The organism is Candidatus Ornithobacterium hominis (genome assembly GCF_900538215.1).
In the GTDB taxonomy this organism is placed as follows: Bacteria; Bacteroidota; Bacteroidia; order Flavobacteriales; family Weeksellaceae; genus Ornithobacterium; species Ornithobacterium hominis.
The window spans coordinates 36913-58488 of sequence record NZ_UNSD01000004.1 but is presented as its reverse complement, the minus strand read 5'-3'; the positions used below and the strand labels follow the sequence as shown (position 1 = coordinate 58488).

The window sequence follows — 21576 nt, the reverse complement described above, 5'->3', positions numbered from 1 at the left end:
TTAAAATGTTATGCTTACACCTGTTGAGATGGTTTTTGACAATGGGTAAATTTTCCCGTTCCCCCATGATCCACCAGTAGTCTCAGGGTCAAAAATGTCGATTAGTTTAGTCCAAGTCATTAAATTCTCTCCTGAGAAATAAATTCTAACTTTAGAGAATCCAATTTTATCCATCAACTGCTGCGGTAAGGTATAACCGATTTGTAAATTCTTAAGTCTAATATAAGACGCATCTTGTAACCAACGCGTTTGCGTATGAAAGTTTTTGCCACCATTTGCATTTACACGAGGGAAATAAGCATCTACATTAGGCCCAAATGGGCTTGTGGTGTTTTCTGGCCTGAAGTAATCTAAGTGTTGCTCAAAAGCTGCTGATTGCCATTGATCATTATTAGCTCCATTAAAGTAAGGTCCACCTACAGATAGATCTCTCTTGCCCACTCCTTGGAAGAAAGCGCTCACATCAAAGCCTTTGTAGTTTGCGTATAGATTAAGCCCAAATTGGTATCTTGGGCTATTATTACCAATAATCTTACGATCTCCTGTATCTCCTAAAATACCTTTTCCTCCTGAGATCTCACCGTCTCCATTTAAGTCTTCATACATGATGTCTCCTGCTTTCCAGTCACTGCCCAAGCGGTTTTGGTTAACTTTTGCCAGCCAGTCTTTCATTTCCTCATCGGTTTTTGCCATGCCGTGTGTTACATACCCCCAAATATCGCCAAAATATCGCCCCTCGTAGTAGTCGTTAATTCTCTTTAGTTCATTTGGGTATTTCAATATTTTTTGTCTATTGTCTGTCAATGTACCTCTAAGACCATAGGTGAAATCTTGCCCAATTTTGTCGTTCCAAGATAAAGAAAGCTCAAAACCTTTGGATAACATATCTGTATTATTAATTCTAGGAGGGTTTGTGCCTAACACTCCTGGCAATTGTGGGGCAGGGCCTACCATATCAAACGTTGTTCTTTTAAATAATTCAAACGTAGCGCTCAGTTTGTTGTTGAAGGCTCCTAAATCAAGTCCAATGTTCCAATCCCTAACTCTTTCCCAAGTTAGTAGTGAGCTTACCATACCTGGTGTGCCGGCTGTATTTGTTCTTTCACCGTTTAATAACCAGTTACCATTTAAATTCCCTAAAGGCATGGTTAAAAAGAATGGATACCAGCTATTAGTGGCTTGGTTTCCTAACTCACCGTAAGAACCTCTAATTTTAAATGTATTAATGGTTCTCAGCCAAGAATCTGAATTTGCCCAGAAATCTTCATTTGCCATGTTCCAACCCGCAGATACCGCTGGGAACCAGTTCCATCTTTTATCTCTCAAAAATCTACTTGAGCCATCATACCTTAAACTCAATTCTAGTAAGTATTTATTGTCATAGTCATAATTAATGCGTCCGAAAAAACCAGCTGTCGCCCAATGCTGAAACTGACCACTGACATTCATATCTTTACCAGCTGTAGTGTTTAGCGTTGGTACGTTAAAATCTAATAAGTCTTTTCTCCAAGCAGAAAGAGTTCTGTATTTATTTAATTCTGATTGAAAGCCTAGCATGAATTTAGTATTATGCAACCCAAAAGATTTTGTGTAATCTGTATAAATATTTGGTGAAAAGAAGTTGGCCTTGTAAGCATATTCATAAACTCTAGATTCACCTTGTCCCATGCCATTTGATTGATAATTAGCTGGCGTAGGATTGCCTAAGCTATCATAAGAATAAATGGGTAAGAAGTAAGTATGATTAAAATTATAAGAGGTCTTATAGCTTAAATTGGCATGAATATTCCAGTTCTTTGCTGGTGTTATCATTAAATTTAGCTGTTGCAGTAATTCATCATTTTCATCTTCAGATCTATTATTCAATAAATGTTCTATTTCATTTCCAAATACATAATTCCCATTATGATCATACATCGGCATAGTTGGCCATCTTCTGGCTATATTGTGATAAAACAAACCTGTATCATAGCCTGGCTTCCCAAATATTATTCTTTGAAATCTAGCATTATAATCTAACTTCAACCAATCTTTTAATTGTGCTGAAAACTTCCCGTTGAAACTATAGCGATCATAGGTATCTGTATTAAATCTCAATAAGCCTTCCATTCCCAGCCAGTTTGCTGATAAATAAAAGTTTACTTTTTGTGATCCTCCACGTACGCTCAAATTATGCTCTTGAGATTGAGTCCAATCTCGGTAGAATTCTTTAAACCAATTCCTATTGGAGAAACCATTGGTATAAGCTGCCCAACTATTCGTGCTAGAAATCCATTCCGTTTCTTCTTTTAATGTACCATTTTTATGAGCAATGATTTTTTTAATCGTTTCTGGCGAAAACACGGGGTTTCCTCCTGCCGCTCTAGCTGCATCATTCATATAATAAGCAAACCTCTCTGAATCAATCATTTTTGGCCGCAATAAAGGTGAATTAAACCTTAAGTCGCTTTTGTAGTTAACGATGATTCTTCCTTCTGCACCTTTCTTTGTCGTCACCAAGATAACCCCAAAAGGAGCTCGGCTACCATATAATGCCGATGATGCGGCATCTTTTAATACTGAAATGTTTTCAATATCATTGGGGTTTAGTCTTGCTAAATTTCCTTCTACTCCATCAATTAAAACTAAAGGCGAACCTGTTGAACCTGAACCAATGGTGCCCGAACCACGAATATTAAAATTTGGGGAGTTATTTAGCTCACCCCCTCCGTTGCCAATGGAAAAGTTCATACCAGCTACTTGCCCTTGCAAAGCCTGCACAGCATTCTGCACTGGGCGCTGTGCCAACGCATCACCATCAATTACTGAAACCGCTCCTGTCAAATTTTCTTTCTTCTGTTTACCAAAAGCAACTACTACTTCTAAATTAATTTCTGATTCTAAATTAATTGTCCCGACGTCTAATTTATTCACCGTAATGGTTTTTACGTTTAATGTAATTGGGTTTGTAATCACTAGGTGATTGCCGACTTTCCCTGCTACACTAAACTCGCCATTTTCATTGGTGAATGTAGAAACGCCTGTTTCTTCCACTTTTACTTCAGCATCGGGCACTGGACCTACGTTATCTGAAACAACTCCAGTTACCTGCGCATAGCTGAAAACCATTAGCAACAACATGACTGCTGCCATCAATTTTTTTGTCCTCATTCTCTACTTATTTTTCTCATTTAAACTTCTATTAAACTAACTTTTTTTTGCATTTTTTTCTTTTCATTAATTGTTAATGATTAATTAATGAGGATTAAAGTTATATTAATTTTTAGTTTTAAAAAAATTGAAAAGGCTTAAATAAATCATATTTTATTTTTTAAGGCTTAAAAAATTTATTTATAGACCTGAATTTGATTATATTTCCCTCAGAAAATGATAGGAAATTTTAAGGCTTAAAAAATTTTTCAAATCTGCTTTTTAAATCAAAAAAGCGCCTTTGAGATCCAAAAACGCTTTTTAGTTAAAAGATTAAGAATATCTTTATTTCACCAAAGTTTTAGTGCTTTCATTTTGAGAAGATGAGGTCTCGGCAGAAACGATTCCTGTAGGAATATGATTGGGTATATAACGCTCTTGATTGATTGTAATTTCTCTTTCTATTATAGAATAATCTCCATTTCCTACAACTGTAATCTTAGCTGTTCTTGCTTCTTGCATATTTCTATATTGATCTACCACATATTTATATTTCGTCTGTTGTGAGTCAATATTTTCTTTCTCTAGCAAACGAATCCACTCCAAGCTATCGGCTAAATTCACTGTATAGTCAATAATGGAATTAATCGTAAATTCTATTGTTTCCCCTGCTGCAGAAACAGTGAACGCCTGCGTGTTAACTGACAATGCATTGTTTGCACTAGTTTGATTGATGGTAATCGCCTGCATTTCATTTCCTGCATAGACTCTCACTATTGAAGTTCTATTATCGTTATTATTCAAATGAGGTGAAATTTTTAACTTTAGCCCCGCTGTTGTTTTCTCACCTCGCACCCAGTCATTATCCTCATTCTGAATACTATAATACCAGTCAGAGATATTTGTGTTTATTTTTATCTCTGTTTCACCACCATTGGGTAGGTAAGAAATATTTTTTTGATCTAAAGTCAATGTCGGGGTCACTAAATCATCACCGCACGAAATGATAAGTGATGAAAATATGGACAATAAGAGTAATTTTTTCATAATTTAAGCTTCTGGGTCATTAATTTGTAATTCTACATTCGTCATTCCAAATTCACTAAATACGAAGAACTTTCGTCCATCTACCGTTTTAGTAATATTATAGCGAATTTTCTGAAACGGTTTTTTAACATAAATAACGCCTGATGTGTATCGTGCGAATCTTCCTCCTGGGTTTAATCCCGTAGTTACTTCTTTAATATCTTCCCATTCATTACCATCATTAGAACCTTGAATATTAATTTTTGTTGGGTAATTATTCCCATTGCTTCGGGTTCCAAATGTGAAAATAAAGGCTTTTTCAATGGGCGTTGCTAAATCTACTTGAAAGTAGTGTACATCTGGGCTTGTGCCACTCCAAGCGCTATGGAAGTATGTTGCATTATTCCCATCCAATGTATTTGCTAGGTTACCTTCTCTTGATTCTGGGGCGTTTGTGCTCAATTGGTCTGCAGTCAGATTAATTGCATGCTGAATGAATATCGTATCAGTAAACGCTCTACCCGATTGTGCAGTGAATTTAAAGACTTCTCCTCCCTTGTGATTGGCATTGAAAGGTTGAAGTGTAAATTCATAGTCACCAAATTTCTGCAACGTGCCTGGTATCAGTATAGAATCTGCTAATTTACTTGCATTTCTATTCATTTGTTTACCAGTCTTATGGTCAAAATAAGAGACTTTCACATATTCATATTTTGAATTCTCTTTCTTATCCCAATATAAAACGATTTGACCAGGTTTCGGCTTTGATGTAATATTCGTAATTCCGCCAGGTGCACTCGCTGAATATTCTTTCATATAAATCGACTCATCTTCTTGGCAAGACGCAAAGAAAATCATCGAAAATAATAGTATTAAAATTCTATAATTATTCATAATATTTATTTTTTAATAGCCTGGGTTTTGGACTAAATTTGGATTTTTTTGTACTTCCCCAAAAGGAATTGGTAATAAATAATGTGTTGGTGTTGTAAAATTTCTAATAATCCCTGTCAATTTTGTTTTTCTTGAGAAACTAGAAATTGTTGTTCCGTCAACGTTCATTCCTTCTGGAACCTTATTAAATAAATCACCTGCTAGCAACCATCTTCTCATATCCCAAAAATTTTGGTGCTCTAGGTATAATTCTATCATTCTTTCTTGGCGAACAATTTCTCTCAACTTGTCCTGAGTTAAAGCTACGCCAATACCACCCCATGCTTCTTCTAAAGTCGGAATACCTGCTCTCTCTCTGATTTTGTTGATGTAAATTTTTGCCTGATCTAAATTATTGGTTTCCACACAAGCTTCTGCATAGTTTAAGTACAATTCACCTAGTCTCACCACGGCCCAAGGATATTCAATATGCCCTGAACCGCTTTCGCTGGCTGTGTTCCCTGGGTGAACTCCTTTTTTACTCAAGAAACCTGATGGTGAATAGTTGTTTGTTCTTCCATGGCGACCTGCATTATCATTACTTGTGAAGAAAGTTACTATTTTCTTATTATCAATACCTCTTTTATATTCGGGTAAATAAGCCCATTTTTCATTTGCCTGTGTTGTTTGACCTTGCGCTTCATAATATCCTCCGTGGAAATCAATCCATGCGTAATATCTTGGCTCTCGGCGTAAATTCATCAAAGAAGTTTCACCTTCACCATTGATGTCTCCCGCAGGGAATGTCACTACATCAAATCTATTATTAAACTCAAAGTTAGGGTCTTGGTCTATCGGCAACCCGTTTTCTGTATAGAATCGATCTAGCATTGCTAAAGTTGGTGCGATTCCGTTCCAGGTTCTACCTGTCCAGAAAGGTCTTGATTTATTTTGTAAACTATAGCGCCCCTCAGCTCTTGCATCTATCCAAATAGCTTCTTTGGAGTTTTTATCTACGGCATTAAACCTCAATGCTCTTTGTGTTTGGTCTGCGGGTTCAGGTAAATTAGGGAAGTTTCTAGAATCATCAGAAATATACAATCTAATACCTGCAGCTTCTGCTTCTTGAATTGCTTTCAAATTAGCATCTCTCGCCAACTCCCATTTTTGGATACTATAGTTTAAATTCATTAACTTTTCTCCATCTTTATTTTCAAAGTTAGAATAGAATTTACTGTTTCCATTGAATAGAGGTGAAGCTGCATATAAAAGTAATCTTCCTTTTATGGCACTCGCCGCTACATTGGTGGCTAAACCTTTTCTGATATCAGTTCTGTCTGTAGGTAAATTCACCGCAGCTTCATCAAATTTTGCTGCAATAAAGTCTACACATTCGTCAAAAGGTCTTCTCCCTAAGTAATCTTGCGGCGGAGTCAATATACTAGGTTCTTCTTTCACCAAAATAATGGGACCATAAGATCTTAAAAGTAAAAAGTGATAATACCCAATCAAGAAATTAGCTTGCGCAATGTAATCTTTCTTGGTATCTTCATCCAGTTGTGGTACAGAATTAATGTTATTGATGAGTCTATAACATTGTTTGATTCCACCAAATAATGTGTCCCAATAGGAAATCACTGGGTTGTTTGCTGTGAAATTCCCTTGTGGAAACTTAGCAAAAGTTTCATGTTCAAAAGCGGTAACTACCTCATCTCCTGTAAACCAGTCTAAAGAGCTTGCTCCCACTCTTGGGTTGGGGATATAAGAGTAGCACGAATACAGAAAACGTTCTGCTGCTCTTGGGTTTGCAAAAGCCTCTGCTTCTGTGGCAATTTCATCAGGAGCTACATCTAAATAATCTGTACAAGAATTACTTAACATTATTGCTAAAAAAGCTATTAATATTTTAATTTTTTTCATGATTTTTTAATTAATTGTCATTTTAAATCCTGCATTAAAAGTTCTTTGAGTGGGGTATCGCAATCCATTACCACCTCCTTGCTCAGGATCCCATAGTTTAAATTTAGAAAAAGTTAATAGGTTTACGCCACTTATATAGAATCGCATATTTTTATAAGTATATCCTATTTCTGCATTTTTTAATTTTAAGAAAGCTCCATTTCTTAACCAATAGCTAGAAACTACCGTGTTATTAGCATGGTCATTCTTAGTCAATCTTGGGTGAGCAGCTGTTACATCTTGATTGCTTGGGCTCCAGTGAGAGTCTGCAATCCATTGCAATACATTGTCTCTTGCATTGGTACCAAATGGTGAAATGTTATTTACAGCTAATGATGTATGTGCTACGCCTTGGAAGTATAAACCAAAATCCCATTTTTTATACTGAACATTTGGCCCAAATCCATAAATAATTTCTGGAACGGTGGGATACCCCATATACACTCTATCATTTGAGTCAATCTGCCCATCAGCAACGCCATGGATATTTGGAATATCTTTGTATTTAATATCACCAGGCGCTACATTCCCACTAATCAACTGTTTTGCACGATTGTTCACTTCTGCCCAATCATAGAACAGACCTTCTGCCACGTAACCTAAGTGTGTATACAAACTTCTGCCTACGTTTTTCAAGTTAGGATATTCTTGAAAACTAGGCTCATCATATTTCAAAATTTCATTAGTTACATAAGTGAAGCTTCCTTGAAAGTCTACTCTCAAATTTCTATTAAAATTTTTGGTATAATTAACCGAGGCTTCAAACCCTTTATTTTTAACCTCAGCTGTATTCCCATAAACTATTGTACTTGATGTTCCTAAATAGTTGGCTATTGTCCCACGACGTTGGAAGATGTTTCTTCTAATTTCTTGGAAAATATCAAAATTTAAGCTTAAGCTATTGAATAGCCTAGATTCTAAACCTATATCGATTTTTTCTCCTACTTCCCAAGTCAAATTATTGTTTTGGAAACGGTCATAAGATGGCCCATTTAAGTTATAATTTTGGTCTATACCAGTTGTGAATCCTCTATTATACAAATTGATATTTGCCAAGTATAAGAATCGGTCTCCACCGATTTGGTCATTTCCTACAAGCCCCCAAGAGGCTCTAACTTTTAAATCTTGTATAACATTTTTTAATGACGCAAAATAATCTTCTTGGCTTAAGTTATACCCCAAAGCAACAGATGGAAAGAAGCCCCAACGTTTACCAGGAGCAAAGTTCTCTGAACCGTTATAACCTGCATTGACCTCTATCAAATATTTTTGGTCATAATTATAATTAATACGCCCTGCTACACCTTGCTTTCTTCTAGGTAATGAATTTACTAAAACTCCATAAGATGTTGAAGCACCTAAGTTGTTTAAGTTAAATTCATCTTGGTTATAAATCAAAGCTACATCAAAATTATGCACACTATTAAAGCTTCTGTTATAATTCAAAATCCCTTGCATATACAACCTTCTATCTCCACTTGTGCCACTAGTAGAGTTTAAAACAATATTGCTTTCTGTTCCTAATAAGCCTAAAGAATAATCATATCCTCCATTTGGTAATTTAGAAAAAGAAGTTAACCTGAAGGTGTTATACGGCGCCACACGATTAGCCGTTGTGCTAGACCAGTTTTTGAACGTTGCTAAAGCATTAAAGCTCAGTCCTTTTACCAAAAAATCAAATTTCTGATTAAACTCCAAAGTCGCAATTACCATGCTAGAAAATGAGTCACTATAACCACTCACTAAACTGGCCAAAGGGTTATACGGGGCAACGTTACTTCCAGAAAAAGCTCCCCATCTCACATATGAGACAGTACTATCTTTTGGAAACATAATAGGGAAATCTACTGGGTTTGCTCTAATCGCATATTGAAACAAATCATTTGAACTTACCGACGGTCTTCTACTATTTGTTAATTGCGTATTCAATCTCAAGGAAATTTTTGAATAATTACTCAAATGCGCATTAATATTATTTTGGAATGAAAATTTGTGAATATTAATATTATTATCAAAAGAGAAAAAGTCTGTACTTCGTCCTCTCATCATCCCTGTCTCATGATTATAAGTACCACTCATGAAGTAATCCAACTTCTTGCCTCCCCCACGAATATTGAAGTTCACTTTTTGATTATGTGATGAATTTTTAAACAACTCATTATACCAATTCACATTTGGATAGATGTAAGGATCTAATGCGTTCTCTGTACCATTGATTTGATCTTCAGTAAATCTCGCAACTCCAGAACTCAAATTATCAGAAGCTTCATTAAATAACCTCATATACTCTGCCCCTGAAACCATTTTGGGCACAGAAGTCGGTGTATTCACATAACTTTCTAATCGGAAATTAATTTTTGGCTTATTCAAATTTGCTCCAGACTTGGTTGTAATTATCATAACTCCGTTTGCACCTCTGGTTCCGTACAAAGCCGTAGCCGTTGCATCTTTCAGTACAGAAAAACTTTCAATCACATCTGGGTCTATTGAATTCAAATCTCCTGATGAAACCTGAACTCCATCCAATATAATCAAAGGCGAACTTACTCCACTAATCGTTGAAATACCTCTAATGTAAAAATCTGAAGCATTTCGCCCTGGCTCACCAGATCTTTGGTATGCAATCACGCCAGAAACTCTACCCGCAAAGCTATTAGATAGATTTGCACTCGGGACTCTTAAATCCTCTGGCTTAATAGAGGTAATTGACCCAACCACACTTTCTTTCTTTTGCGTACCAAAACTCGTCACTACTTCTAGCTGAACCTCATTGGTGACAATGTTAATCTCACCCATATTCAACTGAAGAACATCCACTGTGACTTCGCTCAAAGTAATCGGGTTTACTACCTTCAGCTTATCACCTACCTTACCATCTATCAAAAACGTACCGTCTTCGTTAGACAACACTTTCTTCTCTGTATTCAATACAGAAATCTCAGCACCTTCAATGGGGCCTAAATCGTCCACCACCGTACCTGTAATTTGCGCAGATAATGCTGCCAATGCCATAAACAACATTATACTCCATAAACTTTTCAATAAAGACATATATCTATGTGTTTTTTAATTTATATGAATTTAACACAAATTATCATTAAATGCAATTAATCTTAACCTGATTTTAATCATGTGTTAACAAATAAATTATTGAAAAATCAAATAAATAACAGATAAACAATATTTAATTGAAATAAATCAATTTACAACCCCATATTTTGTATATAATCTAATAATTAATTCAAATAATAAATAAAAAAAATAAAATGGATTTCACCTTAATTTAAAATAATTCCAAATAAAAAGATCAAGATTTCTCTTGACCTTTTCATTTTTTCAATTAAATAAATCCTAAAATTTTTAAAGCCTTATAAAATTTTGTGTTTTCTTAAGCCTTTAAATTTTTTTTCATAATTTCTCGTTGCTCATCTGCCAACTCACTATCTACCAAGATTCTCCCACTATGCTCATCCAAAATGATTTTCTTTCTCATCGCAATTTCCATCTGCCGCTGTGGCGGAATAGTGAAAAACGAACCTGCCGAAGCTCCTCTCTCTACGGGGACCACAGCCAAGCCATTCTTCACAGAATTTCTAATTTTTTTATAAGCCTTCAAAAGTTTTGGCTCAATTTCCTCACCGTATTTTTCTGCAAGCTCCGTCAATTTCTGTTCTTCTTTCTCGGTATCTTTCACAATATCCTCTAGCTCTTGTTTTTTATGCTCCAGATGAGAAGTATAAGATTCAATTTTCTCATTCAGTTCAGCCAAACTTTCTTTTTTATGTTCGATTTTAGCCTTAGCTTCCTTGATTCTTTTCTCGCTCAACTTGATTTCCAGCTCTTGGTACTCCACCTCTTTAGACAAAGCCTCAAACTCTCTGTTGTTTCTTACATTATCCTGCTGCTTGGTATATTTCTCCATCAAAGCTTCAGAAGTTTTTATAGCTTCTTTCTTTTCTTTAATGTTTTTATTCAAGTCATCAATTTCTTTCTCAATCTTTTCCACACGAGCGCCCATCCCAGCAATCTCATCATCCAAATCCTGAACTTCCAAAGGCAATTCACCTCTTGTATTTCTGATTTGGTCTAATCTGGAATCGATTAATTGCAGATTATATAAAGACCTTAATTTCTCTTCTACCGTTGGCTCTAAATTTTTATCACTCATAAGATTAATAGTAGTTTACTGAATTTGTATTAATCCGCGAAATGCGGACAGCAAAATTAGGGAATTTTTCTGAAAGATAATTTTTTATGATTAATTTATTCCATTGTTCGCTCTCATAATGTCCTACATCACAAATCATGAAATTTTCTAAGCCTTTAAAAAAATCATGATATTTAAAATCTGCAGAAATAAAAGCTTGAGCTCCCTGCCGTTGTGCCGCAGCAATAGCAAATGCTCCTGAGCCTCCCAAAACTGCTACACGCCGCACATTCAATGGTAAAGGGGTGGAATGTCTTAGCATTTTTAAATTAAAAACCTTTTTCACATGTTCCAAAAAAAGTTCTCCACTCATCGGCTCTACCAAGTTGCCTACTCTGCCCATCCCCAGCTGATTGCTCTGATTTTCTAGCAACAACACATCATAAGCTACTTCCTCATACGGATGCTTTTCTTTCATCGCTGCAATCACTTCTTTCAGATGATTTTTCTTCACCAAGACTTCTACACGCATTTCTTTTTCCAAATGAATCTGATTTATTTCTCCTACAGCAGGTTCAGCCCCAGCCTCTGCCCGAAAGCTGCCCGTTCCCGCACTGCTAAAGCTGCAATGGCTATAGTTGCCTAGTTGCCCTGCCCCAGCCGCAAAAATCGCACTCTTTACTTCTTCTGCCTGAGCTTCAGGAACAAAGAAAATTAGTTTGTACAAAATTTGCTCTGCTGGTATCAGAACTTCTGAATTTTCGATGCCCAATCGGCGACAAATCTCTTTGTTGGGGCCGTTTTCGGTTTGGTCTAAATTGGTATGGAGTGCAAAAACAGCAATATCATTTTTAATTAATTTCATTAGCATTGCTGCGGTAGGCTCTGCGGCATTTAATTTTTTTAAGCCTTTAAAAATTAGGGGGTGAAAACAAACAATCAAATCTGCTTGCTCTTCAATGGCTTCTTCTACCACTTGTGGTGTCACATCAAAGGCTACCAAGATTTTTTGAACATCTTGCTCGGCATTACCGAGCAAAAGCCCTACGTTATCAAAATCTTCTGCCAGTTCTGCTGGTGCCCATTCGTTGAGACTTTTTATAATTTTTTTTAACTTCACGTTTTTTAAAGCCTTTTTAATTTAGTTAGATTCCAGTACGTAATAAACTTGAATTTCATCATTGGGTAATTCTTTTTCCCAAAAACGATTTCCTAAAACTAATTTTTCTTGATTTGCGAAATTCCTCAATTTAGTTAAAGTCTTTTCTAGATTAGACGCCCTTGGGTTGTACTTCAATGTCAATGCTTTACCGCCTTCCACGGGGTAGTACTGCATGCCGTCCACCAATTCAATTTCTTGCTCCACGGGGTAACCAAAAATCATACTTTTCAGATCTCTTGAGGCATCATATTTTATATAATAGGTGTAGGCATTTCCTATCACCTCATCGCTTAAGCGCTGAGAATCTTTCAAATAACTGTAGAGCATTGCCAGCGACTCCTCTTTAGCCATATTGAATTCTTCTTCGCTAAAACTAGTTTCTTGCACAAAACCTAAAATCTTTTGGTTTTCAACGCTCACTTCCACTGGCGTATCTCTTAGCTTTTGCGTTGTGTTACTTGTATTTTCACTCAGGTATTTCTCCAGTTGAATTAAATTTTCTTCTATTTTTTTTTGAATTTTATTTTTGATTAAGTAATAATAAACTTGATAAGGATATTGACTCTCAGCACTATCAAATGTAAAAATAACTTTGGTGCGTCCATCATCCAATTGCTGTAGAATCACTTCGCCCGTGTGATTGGGGTTCTCAGGGATTTCAAAATCATAAAAAATAAATTCGTTTTGCTTTGCTTCAGTAATCTTCACGCGGCCCAAAATTTCTCCTTTTTCATCTTTCCAAACATAAGAAGCGCTAGCTCCCTCGGCGGGTTTACTGTATTGATGCTTTGTATTCTCTTTTGCTTCCCATTCAAACCATTCAGAGAATTTTTGCACATTGGCAAAAGCATTGTAAACCGTCGGCAAATCTTGCTCATAAATATGTTCCGCTTCTTGATGAATCGTCTTTGGCAAAAAAAATGGAACCACTGCAATGGCAACTAATAAAAGTAAGAGCAGAATGATTATTTTTTTCATCATTTAATTTTTTTTTTTCAAATATAAGAGGTTTGTCAAATAATTTTTATTATAATTTCTATTTTTGAAGTAAATTTTTTAGTTCATGAAGATTTTTAATTTCATTTTATTTATTATTTCATTAAGCCAATTTCAATCTTGCCAATCAAAGGCTTATGCCGCTTTGCACGATGTAGAACGTGGCTTGTTTCTTGACCGAGCTTATAGCGTTTCAAATTCAACCTTCTTCCAAAGAAGGCTAGAAAGCGATGTGGAATCTGCTAGAAACAATTGGGTCATCGTAAACCAAGATACAGAAAATGTCTATTTCGGGAAAATTTCACACAACAAAAATTACCTCATGGTTGCTCCGTTCTATAAAACCGATAAATCAGCTTTAGAAGACATTTTCCCGGGCTATGCCTCTATCGACGGAAAAACCATCAAAGCCAAAGTTTTTGAAGATTTCATAAAACCCACCATAAAAGAAAGGCTTGTGCCGATTTGCCCTCAAAGCTACTCTGTCGAGTATTCCAGGAAAAAGTATCTTTTAACCAAAAATGGAATAGAATCTGATATTGTATTTACTGGCCGTTGCTACGAAGATAAATTGTTCAATGCCAATATTCGTATCACCATGAGCGCCAAAGATTTAGAAGTCATCGAAAAAGAAATCACAGTTAAATAAATTAATTACTAATGAATATTCAAGAGTTATTAACAGGAAATATCGGTGTACAGCGAAGCAATCTTAGCGAAATGCGTGCTATCAAAAAGATTCTTGATGGCAACGGCGATGCTAGCATTGCAGGGAAAGCCCTAGATTTAGGCTCAAAATTATTGGGCGGATTTTCCCGTAAATAATTTTTAAAGCCTTAAAAAATTTTAAATGAAAAATTAAAAGTGTTTCTTTTGTGAAGCACTTTTCATTTTTCCTAAAGCCTTAAAAAATTTCTGAAAATAAAATTTAATCATAAATCAAATATTTGCTTTTTTGTAATTTAAAAAAACATTTTATGGATAAAATTAAAACACCTCATGATTCATTGACTACTCTTACCAATATTGTTCTTCCCAACGAAACCAATCACCTGAACAATATGTTTGGCGGGGAGTTACTGGCTCGCATGGACCGCGCTTGTTCTATCGCTGCTCGTCGCCATGCACAAACAAAACGGGTCGTTACAGCAACGGTAAATCAGGTCGACTTCAAGCAGCCGATTCCCGTGGGGAGCATCGTGAAGATCGAGGCAAAGGTCTCAAGAGCTTTTCGCTCGAGCATGGAGATTATTGCTGATACTTGGGTAGAAAATCCCGAAATTGGCGAAAGGGTATTGACGAATCAAGGAATTTATACCTTTGTAGCTGTGGATGAAAATAATAAGCCTATAGAAATCCCTCAAATTCAACCACAATCAGAAATTGAAAAAGAGCGTTATGATGCTGCTTTACGACGCCGGCAATTGAGCCTAATCATGAGTAAAAAACTTGACCCCAAGGATGCTATAGAATTGAGAAATTTTTTGTTTCCTACCGAAATTGAAAAATAATTTTTAAAGCCTTAAAAAAAAATCGGATTTTTCAACCCGATTTTTTTTTTACTTTTTTTCACAAAAACTTAATTGTTTTTATTTAATTCATTACTTTTTTTCATCTCTTCGCCTATCATATTAGCAGCGGAAAACGAAGCCACCATATTATTTAGCATATCACCTGCGGCATTTGGTGTGTTGGGCAATAAAATTAAGTTGGACTTATTGGTTGATCCCATTGCATTGAGCGTATCGTAATGCTGCGTTACCACAATCAGTGCAGAAGCTTCTTGCGAATTAATTCCAACTTTATTGAGTACATTTACAGATTCTTCTAAACCTTTGGCTATCTCACGCCTTTGGTCTGCAATACCCTGCCCTTGCAAGCGTTTGCTTTCAGCTTCAGCTTTTGCTTTCTCTACAATCAAAATACGCTGTGCATCACCTTCGTACTGAGCTGCAATCTTCTCTCGCTCAGAAGCGTTGATGCGGTTCATTGCTTGTTTTACTTGCTCATCAGGGTCGATGTCGGTTACCAAGGTTTTAATGATATCATAACCGTATTCATTCATCGCATCTTTTAGTTCTGATTTCACTGCAATAGCAATGTCATCTTTCTTTTCAAAAACATCATCTAAACGAAGTTTTGGCACCTCGGCTCTTACTACATCAAAGATATAAGAGGTAATCTGTGCCTGCGGGTTATCTAGTTTATAAAATGCATCATAAACACGTTCTTTGATGACGACGTATTGCGTTGAAACTTTTAATCTCACAAATACGTCATCTTTGGTTTTAGTTTCCACTGCGACATCCAATTGTTGAATTTTGAGACTCATACGCCCCGCAATTTGATCTACAAATGGAATTTTAAGATGAAAACCTGAATTTCTAACGCTTTGGAATCGCCCTAAACGCTCGATAATCACTGCTGTTTGCTGGCGAACGATAAACCACAAACCTAAAAAACTGAGGATGAATATGGCTACAAAAAGTATAATCCATATATTTGAAATGAAAATATTCATTTTATTTAATTTTGAATTTTATAATAAATCTATAATAAACCTAATTCAAACTTAGCTTCTTCACTCATTAAATCTTGCGACCACGGCGGGTCAAAAGTTAATTGAACACTGGCTTTAGTTATTCCTTCTACTTCACCTGCTTTCTCTTCTACTTCTAAGGGTAGACTTTCTGCCACTGGGCAATTGGGTGTTGTGAGTGTCATCAATATTTTTACTTCACCTTCAGTGCTCACATGTGCATCATAAATCAAGCCCAGCTCATAAATGTCTACTGGGATTTCTGGGTCATATATGCTTTTAAATACTTTCACCAGCTCTTCACCCAAGGCTTGTATTTCTTCGTTATTCAATTCTTTCATTTTACCAAAAATAATAATTATTTGAAATCAGCATTGGTTACACCTTTATTAAATACAATTTTTTGGACTTCTAAAACCATTTCTTGTGCCCCAACTTTTTGAACCATTTGGTAAGGCATCAAAACTCCATCAATTTTTTTATAATTTTTTAAATCCATCTCTATTTGAATAGGGCCTTGTGGTGTTTCTGCTTTCTCTACTGTACGAACCAAAAGCTTTGATTTCTGGTCATAATATTCTGTTTTTTGTTTTCCGCCAATGTTCACAATTAGTTTATAAGCCAAGTTTTCATTAATTTTTTCTAAATCTTGTAGAGTAATTTGGTCTTTGGTGTAGAAGGCTTGTGGAATGATGCCTGCTCGAGATTTTTGATCGGCGACCTCTTCTCCTGATTTTTCAGAATTGCCCATCATTCCACTTACCACTTCTTTTTCTCCATCAAAAATGGTTGATATCATCACATTCCCATTCATTTTCATGACTGTCTTTTGCTTATTAGGTGCTAAATTGGTTATTTCTCCTTGTATTGGCTGCGGGGCTAAACCATTGATTAAAAATTCCGTGCGCATAGATTTAAGGTTTTTGACTTTTTCTTTGCCTCCTATTTTTTCAAGATAGGCTTGTATCACTTTTTCGGCAGTCATTTCACCTAGATTCGCTGACTTCTCTAGTGGGTTCCTTGTTTCGTTCCCATATCGGTCAAAGAAACGAATCGGAATATTCATTTTTTCTAAGGCTGGTAAAATTTCTAGGGCATTGCCTACGACTATGATTCTAGAATTATCATACTTGAAGTATTTCTGCGCTACACGTTGCACATCTTCTATCGTTACATTTTGTAGGTTTTTTATATAATTCTCATAGAAATCATCAGATAGGTTTTGTGTTTTGATGTTTAAAGCTAAACTAGCTATGGTTTCTGGCTTTTGAACACTCATAACGAAATTCCCAATGTATTTTGCCTTTGCGATTTCTAATTCTTCTGCTGTCACAGGCTCTTGTCTTATCCTTTTCAATTCTTTTCTCAATTCGACAATGGCACTGTCTGTCACAGAATTCCTCACGGAAGCCTCTGCAATAAAAGCTGAAACATTTTTATCTGCTGAAAGCCTTGAGTACGAGCCATAAGTCCAGCCATGAGCTTCTCTTAAATTTAGAAACAAACGGCCTTCGCCTCCACCTCCTAAAATTTGATTGGCCATGATTCCTGCAAAATAATCTGGGTCTGAAACTTTTAAATTAATAATATTGGCTACCATCAATTCCGTTTGCACAGCATTAGACATGTGAATGAAATTAATTTCAGGCGTTTGCAAATCAACTGGGTCTGTGTATTTCACTTTTTCTACAGGAAAGTTTTCCCATGCTGCAAAAGCTTTCTCGACCATGGGTTTCACTTGACTAAACTCGACGTCTCCTACAATGACCAAATAGGCATTCTCGGGAGAAAAAGTGGCTTGGTATTCTTTTACTATATCTTCAAATTCAACTTCTTGTATTGTTTCTTCTGTTGCAAATTCACCGTAGGGATGTTTCACACCAAAGACCAAGGCATGAGTTAAATCAGATGCTACCGAACCTACATTTTTTTCATTAGATTTGATGGATTGAATTAATTTTGATTTTTCTTTTTTAAATTCTTCTTTATCAAATCTCGGGGTCAATGCTCCTTGTGCTGTCAATTCCAAAATTCTTGGGAAAAATCTTTTCAACGAACGTGCGCTGGCTCCATTAGCTCCAATTGTAACTGCTGCTCCCATCGATTCTATCTCTTCATTGAAGTCCTCTTTAGAAATCTCCTGCGTCCCATTGCCTAGTGTAGCAGAAAGCAAGTCACTCACACCCTTTTTGCCAGCGTAAGCCTTCATTGGATTATCTAGAGACAAATTTAAAGCCACTCGGGGTAACTTATGGTTTTCTACTACGAGAACCTTTAGCCCATTGTCTAATTGAAATTCCTTTGGTTTATTAATATTTATTTTTGGCGCCGGCCCAGGCATTGGTCTAACGCTCCTATCTAGCAGTGCCTGGCTTTTAGTCGCTTGCGATGAGTTTTCTTGACTTTTTTGTGACCGTGTTGCACAGGCATAAAGCAAAAAAATCGATAATATAGTGATATATATTTTTTTCATAAATTATTTACTTGTGGTTGATTTTTCTGGAATATAATCTAAAATTAAACGCTGATTAGGGTTAAGGTATTTATTCGCCACCTCTTTAATTTCTTCTTTAGTGATGCTTTTTAAAATTTCAATACTTCTGTTAACCAAGGAAGTATCATTATAGAGTAAATAACTCGTTGCCAAATTATCTGCCACGGCTTGAATGCTAGCATTGCTGTTCACAAAACTATTTTCAAATTTATTTCTCAAAGTTTGAAATTCTTTATCTGAAATCAAATTAGTTTGTAATTCTCTGATTTGCTCATCATAAGCACTTATTATTTCTTCTTTAGAGACACCATCCATGGGTAAACTATAAATGATGTACATCCCATAATCCTCCTGGCTATTATTAAATGCGCCAACATCTAATGCTTTTTTTTCTTCATCTACCATTTTTTTATAAAGTCTTGAAGTCTTTCCACCTGTCAAAATTGTAGAAATCAAGTCTAGAACATAAGCATCTCTTTCTTTCATAGACGGAGTTCTGTATGCTGCTGCATACATTGGGATTTGCACATTTGGGTCTTCCCATGTAGCCTCTATCGGCTGGGTAATGGGATCTTCTTTGTAAACATTTCTCACCACGTCTTCGCCTCTTGGAATGCTCCCGAAATAGCGTTCAATCAACCTTTTGGTTTCTTTTTTTTCTATATCGCCCGCCACGACTAAAACAGCATTGTTGGGCACATAAAATTTATCAAAAAATGCCAAAAATTCATCCAAAGTTGCAGCATCTAGATGTTCCATTTCACCTATGGTCGTCCAGCGGTAGGGGTGCTTGGTGAATAATTTTTCTTTAATAGCTTTTAAAATATTTCCGTAAGGTCTGTTATCTATTCGCAAACGCTTTTCCTCTTTCACGACTTCATTTTGTGTATCAACACCAATTTGATTGATGACGGGATGCAACATTCGCTCAGATTCCATCCACAATCCTAATTCTAAATTGTTGGAAGGGAAGACTTCATAATAATACGTTCTATCATCAGTTGTATTTGCATTATTCTGCCCTCCATTAGCTGTCACGATTTTAAACCATTCATTTCGTGCAATATGCTCAGTCCCTTCAAACAAAAGATGTTCAAAAAAATGTGCAAACCCCGTACGGTCAGGGCGTTCATCTTTCGCACCCACGTGGTACATCACAGAAGTCACTACAACTGGAGCTGACTTATCTTCATGCAAAATCACGTGCAAACCATTGGCAAGATCATATTCTTCATAATCAATCTGTTGAGCGGTACTTACTACGCCCGCCAATGATAATAAAGCAAAAATTAAATTTCTTATCATAACTACTATTCATTAATCGAGGCAATATAACATAATTCATCTGCTTTTCAAAATAGCTATATATTTTTTAAGCCTTAAAAATTTTTATTGAAAAAAATCTTAAAGAAAAACTTTTGAGTGAATTAATGATTTAAAAATTTATTGAATCAATTCAAACATTAAAATAAAAAAATGTTTTAGTTCACAAAAAATTTAAATTAAAAGAAGGGGAATTCTGAATAATTATTTTTGTTGAAGTTTAAATAAATTCTTAGTTTCTACTTTGGAATAAAAATTGAAAAACAAGATTTCTGTATTCAGAACAAAAATATAATGCGTAACATGAAAAAAGTAGCCTTAACCTTTCTTGTGCTTTTAATCGCCGCCTGTAGTACCAACCCTATTACTGGGAAAAAAACACTTATTTTAGTAAGTAATTCTCAGTTATTCCCGATGGCTTTTCAGCAGTACAAACAGGTTTTAAAAAAAGAGCAGCTTTCTAGAAATGCAGCCCAGACCAAGATGGTGAAAACAGTGGGAAACCGAATAAGGAATGCAGCCGAAATGGATTTGAAAGCTAGAAATCAATTGGATTTCTTAAAAGGTTACCAGTGGGAGTTTAACCTAATTGAAAATGACCAACTCAACGCTTGGTGTATGCCTGGTGGCAAGGTTGCATTCTATACAGGTATCATGCCCGTCTGTAAAAATGATGATGGTGTGGCCGTGGTAATGGGACACGAAATCACCCATGCTTTGGCAGAGCATAGTGCGCAACGCATGTCGCAAGCCATGCTCGCACAGGGGCTACAAGTGGCTGGGAATGTTGCTATGAATGATTCTCGATATCGAAATTTGTTTAACCAACTATACCCTGTAGGGGCACAAATGGGGATTTTGGCTTACTCTAGAAATGCAGAGCTAGAAGCTGATAGAATTGGCCTCAGACTGATGGCAATGGCTGGCTACGACCCTCGTGAGGCACCAAAATTCTGGCAAAGAATGGAGGCTCAAAGCAAAGGATCTCGTTTGCCAGAGTTCCTTTCTACACACCCCAACCCTGGCAGGAGAATTGCGCAACTGCAGAAGGAACTTCCCAAGGTTTTACCTCTGTATTACCAAGCGACTGGTAAATCAGTTAGTTTAAATTAATTTTTTAAGCCTTATAAATTTCCTTAAAATTAAAAATCTTGTCTTTTTTTTATGGGGCAGGATTTTTTTAAGCTTTATAGAGCCTATTTTAATTTTATAAATCATTTCAGCAAACTATTTTTGTAGCATGGCAAAAAATAAACTTCAAAAGTTTAAAGAAAATTTAAACTTTCCGTATTTGATTCAGCCTAAAAGAGAAGAAGTTCTAGCTGGGTTTGAACTGAAAGGATATTGGAATGAAAAATTCTTTGAAAACGAAAATCCCATTACGCTGGAATTGGGCTGCGGGAAGGGCGACTACACCGTGGGGCTTTCCCGCCATTATCCTGAACAAAATTTTATCGGCATCGACATCAAAGGAGCTCGCCTGTGGAGGGGCGCGAAAACTGTGGAGCAAGAGGAGATTCAAAATGTGGGTTTTATACGCACACAGATTGAGCTTTTGCCACATATCTTTGACGCTAATGAAGTGGCTGAGATTTGGATTACCTTCCCCGATCCTCAAATCAAATTCCGCCGTGCCAAACATCGATTGACTCATCCTGATTTTCTCAATAATTACTTTAAAATCCTAAAGCCTGGCGGTGCTATTCACCTAAAGACTGATAGTGAGTTTCTGCACGGTTACACGCATGGCATCATAGAGTTGATGGGATTAAAAACTGTGATTTCTAACCACGATATTTATCATCCAGATACCTTTGAGTTACCTACTGAGGTGACAGAAATTCAAACGTTTTATGAGAAAAGATTCCGAGATGAGGGCAAGAAAATTACTTATATCAAATTTTCAAAATAATTTTTTTTAAGGCTTA

At 36.1% G+C, this 21576-nt stretch carries 17 protein-coding genes; 5 read left to right on the top strand and 12 right to left on the bottom strand.

The features are described 5' to 3' along the window. The 8 genes from D5J18_RS04055 to D5J18_RS04020 all read right to left on the bottom strand — a co-directional run bounded on the left by D5J18_RS04055 (nt 1) and on the right by D5J18_RS04020 (nt 13277). Nucleotides 1–3150 (bottom strand): SusC/RagA family TonB-linked outer membrane protein, encoded by a 3150-nt coding sequence (locus tag D5J18_RS04055; RefSeq protein ID WP_260377464.1) that lies wholly within the window; start codon nt 3148–3150, stop codon nt 1–3. 324 nt (nt 3151–3474) lie between these two features. Continuing rightward, on the bottom strand, nt 3475–4176 hold the full coding sequence (locus D5J18_RS04050; protein WP_119057748.1) for a BACON domain-containing protein: 702 nt from the start codon (nt 4174–4176) through the stop codon (nt 3475–3477). A 3-nt stretch (nt 4177–4179) separates the two neighbouring features. After that, a complete protein-coding gene (locus tag D5J18_RS04045) occupies nt 4180–5049 on the bottom strand; it encodes a discoidin domain-containing protein (RefSeq protein ID WP_119057747.1) in 870 nt (289 codons plus the stop codon). 12 nt (nt 5050–5061) lie between these two features. Next, a complete protein-coding gene (locus D5J18_RS04040; protein WP_119057746.1) occupies nt 5062–6948 on the bottom strand; it encodes a RagB/SusD family nutrient uptake outer membrane protein in 1887 nt (628 codons plus the stop codon). Between the two features lie 6 nt (nt 6949–6954). Further along, on the bottom strand, nt 6955–10038 hold the full coding sequence (locus D5J18_RS04035) for a SusC/RagA family TonB-linked outer membrane protein (protein WP_119057745.1): 3084 nt from the start codon (nt 10036–10038) through the stop codon (nt 6955–6957). Nucleotides 10039–10375: 337 nt separating this feature from the next. Beyond that, nucleotides 10376–11155 (bottom strand): zinc ribbon domain-containing protein, encoded by a 780-nt coding sequence (locus D5J18_RS04030; RefSeq protein ID WP_119057744.1) that lies wholly within the window; start codon nt 11153–11155, stop codon nt 10376–10378. Nucleotides 11156–11159: 4 nt separating this feature from the next. Further along, nucleotides 11160–12254, bottom strand: coding sequence for a Nif3-like dinuclear metal center hexameric protein (locus D5J18_RS04025; protein WP_165844957.1), 1095 nt, complete (start codon nt 12252–12254; stop codon nt 11160–11162). A 21-nt stretch (nt 12255–12275) separates the two neighbouring features. Then, nucleotides 12276–13277: an SRPBCC domain-containing protein gene (locus D5J18_RS04020; protein ID WP_119057742.1), complete on the bottom strand. Its 1002-nt coding sequence runs from the start codon at nt 13275–13277 to the stop codon at nt 12276–12278. Between the two features lie 82 nt (nt 13278–13359). Between D5J18_RS04020 and D5J18_RS04015 the strand changes: the two genes are divergently transcribed. The 3 genes from D5J18_RS04015 (at nt 13360) to D5J18_RS04010 (ending at nt 14803) form a co-directional block, all read left to right on the top strand. Further along, nucleotides 13360–13941, top strand: coding sequence for a hypothetical protein (locus tag D5J18_RS04015; RefSeq protein ID WP_119057741.1), 582 nt, complete (start codon nt 13360–13362; stop codon nt 13939–13941). An 11-nt stretch (nt 13942–13952) separates the two neighbouring features. Then, entirely contained in the window at nt 13953–14117 is a 165-nt protein-coding gene (locus D5J18_RS08785) for a hypothetical protein (RefSeq protein ID WP_165844956.1), read from the top strand. Between the two features lie 152 nt (nt 14118–14269). After that, a complete protein-coding gene (locus tag D5J18_RS04010) occupies nt 14270–14803 on the top strand; it encodes an acyl-CoA thioesterase (RefSeq protein WP_119057740.1) in 534 nt (177 codons plus the stop codon). 68 nt (nt 14804–14871) lie between these two features. On the opposite strand, the gene D5J18_RS04005 is transcribed toward D5J18_RS04010, so the two are convergent. The 4 genes from D5J18_RS04005 to D5J18_RS03990 are packed head-to-tail and all read right to left on the bottom strand — an operon-like array spanning nt 14872 to nt 19630. After that, nucleotides 14872–15813: an SPFH domain-containing protein gene (locus tag D5J18_RS04005; protein ID WP_119057739.1), complete on the bottom strand. Its 942-nt coding sequence runs from the start codon at nt 15811–15813 to the stop codon at nt 14872–14874. A 29-nt stretch (nt 15814–15842) separates the two neighbouring features. Beyond that, on the bottom strand, nt 15843–16172 hold the full coding sequence (locus tag D5J18_RS04000; RefSeq protein ID WP_119057738.1) for an iron-sulfur cluster assembly protein: 330 nt from the start codon (nt 16170–16172) through the stop codon (nt 15843–15845). A gap of 17 nt (nt 16173–16189) precedes the next feature. Beyond that, the gene (locus D5J18_RS03995; RefSeq protein ID WP_119057737.1) at nt 16190–18304 is read right to left on the bottom strand and encodes an insulinase family protein; all 2115 of its coding nucleotides are present in this window, start codon (nt 18302–18304) and stop codon (nt 16190–16192) included. Between the two features lie 3 nt (nt 18305–18307). After that, nucleotides 18308–19630 carry a M16 family metallopeptidase gene (locus D5J18_RS03990; protein ID WP_119057736.1) on the bottom strand — a complete coding sequence of 441 codons (1323 nt, stop codon included), beginning with the start codon at nt 19628–19630 and terminating at the stop codon, nt 18308–18310. 321 nt (nt 19631–19951) lie between these two features. Between D5J18_RS03990 and D5J18_RS03985 the strand changes: the two genes are divergently transcribed. Both D5J18_RS03985 and trmB read left to right on the top strand, forming a co-directional pair. Then, nucleotides 19952–20761: a M48 family metallopeptidase gene (locus tag D5J18_RS03985; RefSeq protein WP_119057735.1), complete on the top strand. Its 810-nt coding sequence runs from the start codon at nt 19952–19954 to the stop codon at nt 20759–20761. Between the two features lie 127 nt (nt 20762–20888). Beyond that, nucleotides 20889–21560, top strand: coding sequence for a tRNA (guanosine(46)-N7)-methyltransferase TrmB (trmB, locus tag D5J18_RS03980; RefSeq protein ID WP_119057734.1), 672 nt, complete (start codon nt 20889–20891; stop codon nt 21558–21560). Nucleotides 21561–21576 lie beyond the last annotated feature (16 nt).

Excerpts from the sequence above, each read along its gene's own strand:
- D5J18_RS04055 (WP_260377464.1), bottom strand. The coding sequence starts at position 3,150 with ATGAGGACAAAAAAATTGATGGCAGCAGTCATGTTGTTGCTAATGGTT.
- D5J18_RS04035 (WP_119057745.1), bottom strand. The coding sequence starts at position 10,038 with ATGTCTTTATTGAAAAGTTTATGGAGTATAATGTTGTTTATGGCATTG.
- D5J18_RS04000 (WP_119057738.1), bottom strand. The coding sequence starts at position 16,172 with ATGAAAGAATTGAATAACGAAGAAATACAAGCCTTGGGTGAAGAGCTG.
- D5J18_RS04005 (WP_119057739.1), bottom strand. The coding sequence starts at position 15,813 with ATGAATATTTTCATTTCAAATATATGGATTATACTTTTTGTAGCCATA.
- D5J18_RS04040 (WP_119057746.1), bottom strand. The coding sequence starts at position 6,948 with ATGAAAAAAATTAAAATATTAATAGCTTTTTTAGCAATAATGTTAAGT.
- trmB (WP_119057734.1), top strand. The coding sequence starts at position 20,889 with ATGGCAAAAAATAAACTTCAAAAGTTTAAAGAAAATTTAAACTTTCCG.
- D5J18_RS04015 (WP_119057741.1), top strand. The coding sequence starts at position 13,360 with ATGAAGATTTTTAATTTCATTTTATTTATTATTTCATTAAGCCAATTT.
- D5J18_RS08785 (WP_165844956.1), top strand. The coding sequence starts at position 13,953 with ATGAATATTCAAGAGTTATTAACAGGAAATATCGGTGTACAGCGAAGC.
- D5J18_RS04020 (WP_119057742.1), bottom strand. The coding sequence starts at position 13,277 with ATGATGAAAAAAATAATCATTCTGCTCTTACTTTTATTAGTTGCCATT.
- D5J18_RS04030 (WP_119057744.1), bottom strand. The coding sequence starts at position 11,155 with ATGAGTGATAAAAATTTAGAGCCAACGGTAGAAGAGAAATTAAGGTCT.
- D5J18_RS03985 (WP_119057735.1), top strand. The coding sequence starts at position 19,952 with ATGAAAAAAGTAGCCTTAACCTTTCTTGTGCTTTTAATCGCCGCCTGT.
- D5J18_RS04045 (WP_119057747.1), bottom strand. The coding sequence starts at position 5,049 with ATGAATAATTATAGAATTTTAATACTATTATTTTCGATGATTTTCTTT.
- D5J18_RS03990 (WP_119057736.1), bottom strand. The coding sequence starts at position 19,630 with ATGATAAGAAATTTAATTTTTGCTTTATTATCATTGGCGGGCGTAGTA.
- D5J18_RS04010 (WP_119057740.1), top strand. The coding sequence starts at position 14,270 with ATGGATAAAATTAAAACACCTCATGATTCATTGACTACTCTTACCAAT.
- D5J18_RS03995 (WP_119057737.1), bottom strand. The coding sequence starts at position 18,304 with ATGAAAAAAATATATATCACTATATTATCGATTTTTTTGCTTTATGCC.
- D5J18_RS04050 (WP_119057748.1), bottom strand. The coding sequence starts at position 4,176 with ATGAAAAAATTACTCTTATTGTCCATATTTTCATCACTTATCATTTCG.